Origin of the sequence: Paraburkholderia sp. RL18-085-BIA-A (assembly GCF_046027075.1) — a bacterium.
Taxonomy (GTDB): domain Bacteria; phylum Pseudomonadota; class Gammaproteobacteria; order Burkholderiales; family Burkholderiaceae; genus Paraburkholderia.
Window position 1 is genome coordinate 1 of sequence record NZ_JARESU010000211.1, and the last position, 10,241, is coordinate 10,241.

The window sequence follows — 10,241 nt, forward strand, 5'->3', positions numbered from 1 at the left end:
GGTGATGTCGAATTTCAGAGAAACGACGCCGAAATTTCGAGAAGTTAAGGCCTATGCGAAGCGCCATCGTCGCGTGGTGCCTGTGATCGGGACGACGATCCAGCTTTCGTTGCAGGAGTCCGCGCTGAATCGACTTCCCCTTCGCCGTTGTTCCTGTTGGTCGACAGCAGTTCACTCAGCCTGGAAGTGCTCAGTACAGTGGTGTCTTCGTTGCGCGGACTTACATGGGAGTTTTCGTAAGTCACGCGCGGCGGCCGTTTTCGAGTTCACGACCTTCTTTGACGGGATCGAAGTGACTCTCTCCAGTGAAGAAGAGCCAGCCGTGACGCCTGAGCCTGAAGAGCGGTTAAGGGGAATCGCTGCCCGACTCGCCACCCGCATCGATGTGCTTCTCATGCTTTTCATTGTCCTCCTCAGTCCTACTCTCCCCGGCGTCAATTGGAGTGGGACTTACAGACTCTAAGCGCAGCATTAACGGCGTTTATCTGACTGCGGGTGAGCCAGCCGGGGAGTTCCTCCTCCCCGTCATGCACCCGCCGGAGCCATTGGTCGATGGCCTGACGGACCAGCCCGGCAACTGGTGTGCCAGTTACTTTCGAGATAGCGCCAAGACACTTGTACTCCGATTCGTCTACGTACATCGATACGCGTGTCAGTGTGTTCATGATTTCTCTCTTTCATCAGGACCTACGTGCTTGCTGTGCACGGCTTGCGCAAAGCGCATATCAGTTGCCCCGATGTACCGATCCAGTACTTGTCTTATCAGCTTGGCGGTCGTCATCTCCTAGGTATCGTCGTCCATCCATATCGAATAGCGCTTCATAGTTGCTCCTCTTGTGTAGCTGCGGGGCCTACATGCGCCCATGTGCGCCCGCTATCGCTGACCAGATGCGCCGGGAACCGCGGCATGCGCCGCCATTGCTCGCCTGGGGCGCAAGGTAGTAGCGTCACCTGAGACCCCACGGGCAGGTAAGGTCTGGTTGCTGGCACCACTCCTTGAATGCGAGCATCGCAGGCGAAAGCCCTACCGCCTTCACCATGAAGCTGCGGAACGCCTCACCCGGAAGCAACCTATGTGCGGTCCTCATGGGCCTGGGCTTCCTTAACTGCTTGAACTGCCACTTGTGCGGCCTTGATGGCAGCTTCAGCGTCTACTAGTGCAGCCTTGATGGCAGCCGCAGCGGCTTCTAGTTCCTGCACCCCTTCGCCAATGGTGCGCCGGGCTGGTGCTGGTAAGACAGGGTCATCCAAGAGAGCCCTGAGACGGCCAAGGACCACATGCATAGATACGTGCTTCTTCATAACACACCCCTACATGTAAACGGTTAGGAATACCTAGTATATGACAAGGTAATGTAAACGTACTACTTTTGAATCGGGGGCCTTGCGAAAATAAAAATCTAGGGGGAAGTAATTCTTCGAACGAAGTATTTCTCGGGACAATTGCACTTTTCGTGCAATTTCTGACGGCTTGATCCTGAAAATCCTTAAAAGGTCAGTTCAAAAAGAGCCGCGGAGGGCTGTTTACTTTTCCGCATAACGGTTAACCTTGGATGCCTGAACAACGGACCAAGGAATGCCAGCACCCATCATCGATGACAAACTGTGGGCACTGATCGAACCGCTATTTCCGTCGCCCAAACCGCGACACAAGCGATATCCTGGGCGCCTGCCAGTCTCGGACCGTGCAGCGCTCAATGGCATCCAGTTCGTGCTGAAGACAGGGATGCGATGGAACCATCTGCAGACCCGGTTGGGATTCGACTCGGGAGCCACCTGCTGGCGCCGGCTGCACCACTGGCAGCAGGCCAGGGTGTGGGACAAGCTGCACGCACTGCTGCTCGACAAGCTGCGCGAATCCGGCCAGCTCGATCTCTCATGCGCGGCCGTCGATTCATCGTCCGTGCGAGCCGTTGGGGCGGGCCAAAAACTGGCCGAACCCCACGGATCGCGCGCGACCGGGCTCCAGGCACCACGTCCTCGTAGACGCGAACGGCGTTCCGGTCAGCGCGATCCTGACCGGCGCGAACCGCAACGATGTCACCCAACTGCTGCCGCTGGTCGACGCCATCCCGCCGATTCGCGGCACACGCGGCCGACCACTGCGCAAACCCAAGGTCATCTATGCCGACCGCGGCTACGATTCGGATGCGCATCGTCGCCGACTTCGCGAGCGCGGCATCCGGCCGGTCATCGCCAGGCGCCGCACCGAACACGGCAGCGGCCTGGGCAAATGCCGTTGGGTCGTCGACACTCGTGGCTCGATGGCTTCCGCCGTCTTCGCATTCGGTTCGAACGCCGCTCTGACATTCACGAAGCATTCCTCAAATTAGCCTGCTCGCTGGTCTGCTGGAACATCTTCAGCCGAGCGGACCAGCCTTTTTGAACTGGCCTTTTATTGATCAACGTTTTGCACATTCTCCGATTGCGCGAAAGCCGTGGAGCCGCCGAGCCTTGCTGCAAGCGGCCCTGCATGCGACTACCGCCAGATTTCGCACGATCCGAACGATTACCCCATTACGCCGGTCATCCGCGGCTCGATTGCGCCGGTCCGTGACAGCGTCCCCTGCGTCTCCTCAATGTCCTGGGCCAAGCCTGATGATCGCTGACGGGTCCGGCTTCGAGTGCGAATCGAAACTGGGTCGACCGAGTTCGACTTCCTTGCATCAAGGTACTGAACGCGCGCCTCGCCGCCACGGCGTCGACGCTTGTGCTAACTTGGAAACGTCGAGCGTTCGATAGGGGGCGCCAAATGTCAGTGATCGCGCCGGACGAAAAAGCGGATTTCGTTGCCATCTTGCAGCGTCACCAGCTTCCCGAGACCGACTTTATGCTTCAGGAAACCGACACGACCGACGTCGTGGACGAGGTCTACCCTCTTCAGGGCTGTGTCACCATCATTCGCAAGTCGACGCTCAAGGAAAGGGAATACCAAATCGGACATGGCACCGCATGGACGGTCGAATTTGAGAAAGACCTGACGCAGGGTGCGTTCGGGTGAACCGGATCTACTCAGCCAGCAATGCGGCTGGCGATCGGGATGCTACTAGACTAGCGTGGCGCAAACGGCCGCATTTCATTCAACGGCGTGGAAATATGCCTGAAAGCAACCGCAGCACGAAACTTCCGTGGGTCGTCATTTCGACGCTGATGGCGATTGACTGCGCGCCGGACCATAGCGTGCTGAACGCCAGGATTGTGCGTCCGAGCGGCAATTCGGGGTGTGACAACGCAGCGGCGCGCGCCGTGCAGAAGTCCGATCCGATGCCGCTCGGGCATTCACGAAGCGTTTTCTGAATGACTGGACCTGGCCGCCTACTGCCTATCCGTGATTGGCAGCACCCGACCCAAGCGGCCTTCGCTCTGCTCGGACGCGCCGATTGATGAGCGTCTGGAAAAGTCGGGGCAGTTCAGCACCGTCTTTATGGTAACCATCCAACTAAAAGATCGCTCCATACGGAGCTGATTCGTGCTTTTCCCGGATTGCAGCAGTTGGCCTGCGCCGACGGGCCAGTGTGCAATGAGGCCTTATTTAGTCTTGAATCGACTTGCCTCTTCGGAGCCGGACGTGGCATTACCTGCGCTGTATGAATGCGCGCCTGCGCCAGCCAGCCGTCCGCCATCCACGATTAGATACTCTTGGCGAATCGGCCGCTTACTGAACCAGCATTCGAGAATCTCCCGCGTCCCAGCCGCGTAGCGGGCCTGTGCCGACAGCGTGGTACCGGCGGTGTGCGGGGTCATTCCGTGATGCGGCATGGTTCGCCACGGATGATCACGCGGTGCCGGCTGAGGGAACCAGACGTCGCCAGCGTAGCCTGCCAACTGGCCGCTTTCGAGTGCACGGGCGATTGCATCGCGATCGCAGATCTTGCCGCGCGCGGTATTGACGATGTACGCACCGCGTTTCATCTTCGCGATCATGCGTTGATCGAACAAATGCTCGGTTTCCGGGTGCAGCGGGCAGTTGATGGTCACGACGTCGCATACCTTCACCATCGATTCGACATCGGGATGCCAGGTCGCGCCGAGTTCCCGTTCGACCTGCGCTGGCAGACGATGGCGGTCGGTGTAGTGCAAGTTGACATCGAAGGGCTTGAGCCTGCGCAGCACACCCGAGCCGATCCGGCCAGCAGCGACGGTGCCGACGTGCATTCCTTCAAGGTCGTATGCGCGTGCGACGCAATCGGCAATATTCCACCCGCCCTTGAGTACCCACTCATGGGACGGCAGATAATTACGTACTAGCGACAGAATCATCATCACCACATGCTCGGCAACACTGATACTGTTGCAAAAGGTCACCTCGGCCACAGTAATGCCCCGTTCAATGGCCGCTTGCAAATCGACGTGATCCGAGCCGATGCCGGCGGTAAGCGCAAGCCTCAATTTGGGGGCTTTGGCAATGCGCTCCGCGGTGAGGTAAGCCGGCCAGAACGGCTGAGAGATAACGACCTCGGCATCGACAAGCTCGCGCTCGAATTCCGAGTCAGGCCCGTCCTTATCCGATGTAACGACAAGCGTATGGCCTTGCGCTTCCAGAAAGGCCCGCAAGCCAAGCTCGCCGGACACGCTGCCCAGTAGCTCGCCTGGCTTGAAATCGATGGCACTCGGGTTAGGCGCTGTTTGCCCGTCACGGTAGTTCGTGATGGTTGGGATGTCGTCGCGTGCATACTGTTTAGGTATCCCGTCGACGGGGTCGTCATATAACACGCATAGAACCTTGGCCATGATTGTCTCCCTCCACTCTGATGGAAACACGTCGTTCCGATGGCCTCTTACAGCAGTCGCGCGTGTATGCCACCCGAGCGGTTCAGCGCGGGCCACTCTTCCCGGACCTGGCCCGTCTCCAATGTATTTTATTCGTATCTGTTGAGAACGGCTGCCATCAAGAAACGTACGTGGACGCCCTGGTTTTCTCTGCGTTTCAACGAGAAAACACCTCATCGACGAACACGCGCAATAGTGGCCGGTCTGTCTTCGCGTCCACACAGGGACTCAAGCCACTACACCTGCGGGCAGCTCAGCACCTTTTATCGCGCACGAAGCCGGCGCGAATTGCGCCCGGTCATGAACGATGCCATCAGTTACGACAAAACTGTCCAAGCGGTTTGCCGGCGCGAACCCAAAGCTGGACGCTGATTCCAAGCACTGTGTATGCCTCCGGGACTATGACAACCCGCGCGAGATCGGCTTCCTGACCGGCGATGCGGTGCTATCGAACATGAGTCCCGAGATGGGAGGACGAACCCGCTGTGCTGTCGGGGGCCTTTATTGTGCGTACGACCCTGCACCGGTCGGCATCAAACCGGTTCCGGAACGACGACTGACGGCATGCACCGACTAGCGGCGCTGGCGCCGGAAGGCATGGCGGTCGCGCTAACCGCATTGGTCTCAATGCCCTGTACCTCGCGCTCGACGTCAACACCGCCGTGCTGGAGTATCAACAGGTTTCCCCATTGATGCCGCATGGCGCGCTTGTCAGTTAACGGTTGACCGTTCACGCAATCGTGGATTTCACGAGCGGATACCAGAGCGGCACTTGGTCTGATCTGTGGGAGGATTTTTATTGTGACTGGCGTGCCTGCTGGTTCAACCAGCGCATTGAGCCTCCGATCTGGACAATCGGTGACGAGGTGATTGCAACTGGCGGGAAAGGGATCCTGTTCCGGTCACGCCTGTCGCCGGACGGCGTAAATCTTGTCTTCTACGTGGATGAGCTTGGACCCAACGATCAGTTCGCGGTGTGCGATCCGCAGGCTACGCTTCCGCGAAACCAATCGTCTCGGAAACAGACACCCAATGCAGCGCAAGCGCGGCCAGTTCCGTTCTGTTGCGACCAGCAATGACAGCGTGCTACCGCCCAGGCGGGCCGACCGAGTCCTAGCCCGCTTTGCTTCTCTCCGCAGGGCTTGCATTAGCTGATTGCAGATCGCCAGGCTCGCGCCCTTCTAACTTTCAGGTGCGCGGACGGCTATTATGAGAGCATCGACATCGATTGCATCCGCAGACGCTCTTGACGTTCCAGTCCGATGCCACGACCGGACGCGCGTACGTGGAACAACGAATATGTCTTGAGGGTAATAGCCATGTTTGACCCGCACATCCGAAAATGCATGGCACCGCACAACGAACATCGCGTCGATACAAGCCCACGCGCAGGCGTCAGCGCTCAGCAAGCTGCCTCACGCCGGCTGGTTGCGCTCGCGCTAATCGGAAGCGCAGTCGCCGCAATCGCGATCGCCACCGGCCTGCCAGCCACCGGACTTGCGATTTACCTGATGCTGACACTGCCGTTCGTGTTCTTCGCCTGACCGAGCCTAATGCGCAGCGCCGCTTTCCCGAGCGGCGCAAAAACATGGGGCCAGTCCGGGTAGCCGGCGAGTCGATATTTGGTGCGGTCGGCCTTCCAGGGTCAAAGTCGGTTGTGGCGTTGCTGACCGGTCTTTTTGGGTGCTCGAGGAGGCTCTGTCAGGTTGATGGAGAGGCGGCGGTAGAATGAAGTGATGAAGAAAACGAAATCGCTTTATCACGGTACCTCTTCCCTGCCGTCGTCATCAGCTGCGCGGTTCGCTGGTATTTCCGGTTCAACCCTGAGCCTGCGCGACGTTGAGGAGTTGTTGCTTGAGCGTGGTGTCGTGGTCACGTACGAGACGGTCCGCTGCTGGCGCGACAAGTTCGGCGCGGGATTCGCCCAGTGCGCCACGTCGGTGCGGCGCAAGCCGGGCAGCACCTGGCACCTTGACGAGATGTTCGTGACACTGCGCGGCGAGCCGTATCTGTTGTGGCGTGCGGTCGACGAGCATGGCGCCGAACTCGACGTGCTGGTGCAAAAGCGGCGCGACAAGGCCGCGGCCAAGCGCTTCTTCCGGCGGGTGCTGCGATCAAACCCGGTGCCGCGCAAGATCGTTACCGATCAACTGCGCAGTTATGCGGCGGCGAAAGCTGATATTCCTGAGCTCGCTCACGTAAAGCACGTTTTTGTCAAAGCGGCTGCTCGCGTGAACAACCGCGCCGAGAATAGCCACCAGCCAACCCGCAGGCGCGAACGCCAGATGTGCGGCTTTCGTGACGTGCGTCGCACGCAGACGTTTCTTTCATGCTTCGGCCCGATCCGGCAGCACTTCTCGTTGCCCAGACATCAGATGAACGCGGCATGTCATCGCGCCATACTAAAAGAACGCCTCGCCACATGGCATGACTGGACTGTATCAACCGCAACCCACCGAGTTATCTGATAAGGATAATTACTCTTGAGGCAGACATGTAGCCTACGCTCGTCAACTTGACAGTGCCATGTGAGCTTATCTTGGTTCAACGTAAGCACGTTGTCAACGTGACCGCGCGGCACATGGGCTGAACGTTGCCGTTCCGGAAGCGGAAGCGATGTCTGTCACGATACCGGCCTGCGCCACACGCTGGCCAGCCACGGCTGCTGCACACGCGGCAAGCCTGCGGGCCGGTAATAGTGATCGAGTTCGACGAACCCGGCGCCCGACATGACCCGGCGCCACGTTTGAAGATCGTGGTACGCGCCGTAGCGGCCGCGATTCCAGCCTTCCTCGTTCGCGCCGCGCGGGTTGGAACTGAACAGCACGCCGCCGGGCTTCAGCGTGGCCTGCAATTGCCGCAAGACGCGCGGCAACTCCTGGCTCGGCACATGAAACAGCGACGCGTTGGCGAATACACCATCGAAACGCCCGTCCGGCAGATCGAGCTTGAGGAAATCCTGTTGCCACACGTCGCACCCGGTGTCGGTGCGCGCCATCGCGGCGAAGCGCTCGGCGCCGTCCAGTCCGATCGCGACATGGCCGAGCGCGGCGAATACCTTGAGATCGCGCCCGGGCCCGCAGCCAAAATCGAGAATCGTGAAAGGCGGCTCGCCTTCGATATGGCTCAATAGTGCGGCGATGTTCTGGCTGACATCGTGGTCGCGGGTTCCTTCGCGGAAATCCTCGGCGCGCAGGTTGTAATGCTCCAGCGTCAGGGAGGCGATTTTTTCCACGTCGTGCGGATGGAGTTTCATGCGCGACAGTCTACTGGATCCCCTGCTGATTCAGGGCGCGTACGCGCATAATGCGTGGACCGCCTCCACGACCCACGGGCACGCCATGATCGAATCCATTCTGCTTGTCGCTTCGCGCGTCTCCACCTTCGAGGGTCAACGGCTGTTGACGAATGCCAGCGGCTTTTTCTTCGAACGCGATGAACGGCTGTTCCTGGTCACCAGCCGGCACGTCGTGATCGACGAACCCAGCAAGCATTTCCCTGATCGCCTCGAGATCGAGCTGCACGTCGACCCGGACAACATGGCGGGATCCACCGGGTTCTCGATTCCACTGTACCGCAACGGCAAGAGCATCTGGCGCCAGGGGCTCGACACCGCGGGCGAAATAGACGTGGCGGTGATCGAGCTCGAGCGCTCCGCGCTGCCCCGGCGGATGGCCTACCGCGCCTTCACGCCCGCTCACCTGCATGCGTCGCTCGACCAGGTGGAGGTCGGCACCGCGCTGCTGGTCGTGGGCTTTCCGCTCGGCTTCCATGACACGCTGCACCACCTGCCAGTCGTGCGCCAGGCGGTCATCGCGTCTTCATTCGGCATGCGAACTTCCTGACCGATGCGCGTACGCACCGGGGCACCAGCGGGGCGCCCGTCGTCAAGCGCGTGGCCGGCGGAAATCCGGCGCTGGGCGACCTGCCGTGGATGCTGCTCGGCGTTCACTCGGCGCGGCTCGACGTGGGCTCGCGCGACGTGGAACTCGACGAGGCGCTCGGGCTGAACTGCGCCTGGTATGCCGACATCCTCCTGACGCTCACGGAAGTCTCGGCGCTGGCGCGTTCGATGCCAGCGGCACCGGACCGCTGACGCATGGAGTCGGGAACGGCCTCTGCCGCTGGCTTTTGGGAACTGTCCCATAGACATTGAAGATTCAAGCACGCGAAACTGCTTCGGACGAACCAATGGTGTCACGAAGATCGAGGCCAATCGCCTTGGCAATCCGCGTGAGCTGCGGCAAGGCCTCGCGCAGCAGCGGTGATTCGTTCCGATTGCCGGGGGCCGAAACAAACGGCGCGATCACGTTGCAGTTGCGGTCGCAGAATGCGACGACCTTGTCGCCCTTCATTTTCTTGTGGCCGCTGAAGCCGATGTTGTCGCCGCCTTTCTTTGCCGCCGTTGTCGTGCCATCGCCGTGAATGATTGAGGTATCGAGGAGCTGGTCCTGATGAAGCTTGCATACCGAACCGAGCAGAATGGCGTCCATGCAGCCGTGCGCTTCCCAGCGCCGGAAGGCGCGGTAGACGCTCGTATGGTGAATTTGAGGACAACCCACCTGATCCGTTTCGATCGGCAGTTACTTCCACTGGCAACCCAGATAAAGCACTTTCAGGATGTAGTTGAAGATCGTGCGCAGGGGCAGCTTCGGTGCCGGTCCGCGGCACCCATGCGTGAGATGGGGCAAGACAAATTCTTCGAACTGCGCATCGCTCAATTTCACTGGAATCCCTTGCCGCTGCTGACCTCGCGCCATATCAACCGCCAAAGGAACCGGATTCTAAAGAATTCGCACGATACTGGCGAAAGGCATTCCCACAACGGCTTCCCGACAAATTCAGGTGGCGGAAAAACCCGCAACCAGTAGGCTGCTCGGACTCGGCCCTCTTCAGCCACAGCGGACCTGAAGCGGGGAGGTCCACGACCTCCATTTAAATTGCATTGCTAGCTAATCTGGCCTTAACAGGCGGGACGACGACGCTCGTCCGTGTCACCCAAATTCGGCCGATTCTGAACCACGCCCATTTGGCAGCTATGTGGGCACAACCTTTATTAGCCCGAGCTTTGAGCGCCGGCACGCATAATCCTTTGATTTATCACGGTTATGTGCGCGCGAGCGAAGCGATTACTGGGTACAGGCGACAGGGCTGACGTTGAGCAGGCGGAAGGCCTTTTCCTGAACGGGCGTCGGCCGCGTGATCATGACGATCTTCGCTTGCGGGTTGAGGGGGGTGTGACAGACGTTGTACGCGAGCGTAGCCAGATCATCGAGCAAGGTGCGAAAGCTATGGACCGGCAAGCCGTCCTCGCCCAGTCTGGTGGCGTCCTTGGCTTTCGCCTGCTCCGAGCGTCGTGCCTTGGCCACTGGCGACGCGCGGGTAGCACGTGCCTGCTCGACGTATTCATCGTCAAACAGCATCGGCTTTAACTTCTCGCGCATGTGCCACTCGACGTAGTAAGCGAGCAT

The 10,241-nt window shown here is 59.7% G+C and carries 9 protein-coding genes and 5 pseudogenes; 9 read left to right on the forward strand and 5 right to left on the reverse strand.

Annotated elements, in window-relative coordinates; all coding sequences use genetic code 11:
* A partial coding sequence (locus P0D89_RS48340; protein ID WP_408369509.1) for a hypothetical protein occupies positions 1 to 463 on the forward strand: 463 nt, incomplete at its 5' end.
* On the opposite strand, the gene P0D89_RS48345 is transcribed toward P0D89_RS48340, so the two are convergent.
* Complete coding sequence (locus tag P0D89_RS48345; RefSeq protein WP_408379042.1) at positions 435 to 665, reverse strand: ribbon-helix-helix domain-containing protein; 231 nt, start codon at positions 663 to 665, stop codon at positions 435 to 437. The genes P0D89_RS48340 and P0D89_RS48345 overlap by 29 nt on opposite strands.
* Positions 666 to 1,576: 911 nt before the next feature.
* On the opposite strand from P0D89_RS48345, the pseudogene P0D89_RS48350 reads away from it, so the two are divergent.
* From P0D89_RS48350 to P0D89_RS48360, 3 genes and pseudogenes are all read left to right on the forward strand, one after another.
* Positions 1,577 to 2,386 (forward strand): annotated as a pseudogene (locus P0D89_RS48350) (IS5 family transposase).
* Positions 2,387 to 2,752: 366 nt separating this feature from the next.
* Positions 2,753 to 3,001 (forward strand): hypothetical protein, encoded by a 249-nt coding sequence (locus P0D89_RS48355; RefSeq protein WP_408369500.1) that lies wholly within the window; start codon positions 2,753 to 2,755, stop codon positions 2,999 to 3,001.
* Between the two features lie 95 nt (positions 3,002 to 3,096).
* Positions 3,097 to 3,297, forward strand: coding sequence for a TonB C-terminal domain-containing protein (locus P0D89_RS48360; RefSeq protein WP_408369497.1), 201 nt, complete (start codon positions 3,097 to 3,099; stop codon positions 3,295 to 3,297).
* A gap of 231 nt (positions 3,298 to 3,528) precedes the next feature.
* Here the strand turns inward: P0D89_RS48360 and P0D89_RS48365 are convergent, their stop codons facing one another.
* Positions 3,529 to 4,731: an NAD-dependent formate dehydrogenase gene (locus P0D89_RS48365; RefSeq protein ID WP_408369494.1), complete on the reverse strand. Its 1,203-nt coding sequence runs from the start codon at positions 4,729 to 4,731 to the stop codon at positions 3,529 to 3,531.
* Between the two features lie 614 nt (positions 4,732 to 5,345).
* Here P0D89_RS48365 and P0D89_RS48370 point away from each other — a divergent pair.
* The 3 genes and pseudogenes from P0D89_RS48370 to P0D89_RS48380 form a co-directional block, all read left to right on the forward strand.
* Positions 5,346 to 5,489, forward strand: a pseudogene (locus P0D89_RS48370) (RES domain-containing protein); the annotation flags it as partial.
* Between the two features lie 627 nt (positions 5,490 to 6,116).
* Positions 6,117 to 6,314, forward strand: coding sequence for a hypothetical protein (locus P0D89_RS48375; protein ID WP_246217543.1), 198 nt, complete (start codon positions 6,117 to 6,119; stop codon positions 6,312 to 6,314).
* Between the two features lie 192 nt (positions 6,315 to 6,506).
* Positions 6,507 to 7,238, forward strand: a pseudogene (locus tag P0D89_RS48380) (IS6 family transposase).
* A 155-nt stretch (positions 7,239 to 7,393) separates the two neighbouring features.
* On the opposite strand, the gene P0D89_RS48385 reads toward P0D89_RS48380, so the two are convergent.
* A complete protein-coding gene (locus tag P0D89_RS48385) occupies positions 7,394 to 8,026 on the reverse strand; it encodes a class I SAM-dependent methyltransferase (protein ID WP_408369490.1) in 633 nt (210 codons plus the stop codon).
* Positions 8,027 to 8,111: 85 nt separating this feature from the next.
* On the opposite strand from P0D89_RS48385, the pseudogene P0D89_RS48390 reads away from it, so the two are divergent.
* Positions 8,112 to 8,866: pseudogene (locus P0D89_RS48390) on the forward strand (trypsin-like peptidase domain-containing protein).
* Positions 8,867 to 8,930: 64 nt separating this feature from the next.
* Here the strand turns inward: P0D89_RS48390 and P0D89_RS48395 are convergent.
* On the reverse strand, positions 8,931 to 9,263 hold the full coding sequence (locus P0D89_RS48395; protein WP_408369487.1) for a hypothetical protein: 333 nt from the start codon (positions 9,261 to 9,263) through the stop codon (positions 8,931 to 8,933).
* On the opposite strand from P0D89_RS48395, the gene P0D89_RS48400 reads away from it, so the two are divergent.
* Positions 9,225 to 9,641, forward strand: a complete 417-nt coding sequence (locus P0D89_RS48400) for a hypothetical protein (protein ID WP_408369484.1) — start codon at positions 9,225 to 9,227, stop codon at positions 9,639 to 9,641. The genes P0D89_RS48395 and P0D89_RS48400 overlap by 39 nt on opposite strands.
* Positions 9,642 to 9,899: 258 nt before the next feature.
* On the opposite strand, the pseudogene P0D89_RS48405 reads toward P0D89_RS48400, so the two are convergent.
* Positions 9,900 to 10,241: pseudogene (locus P0D89_RS48405) on the reverse strand (IS1634 family transposase); the annotation flags it as partial.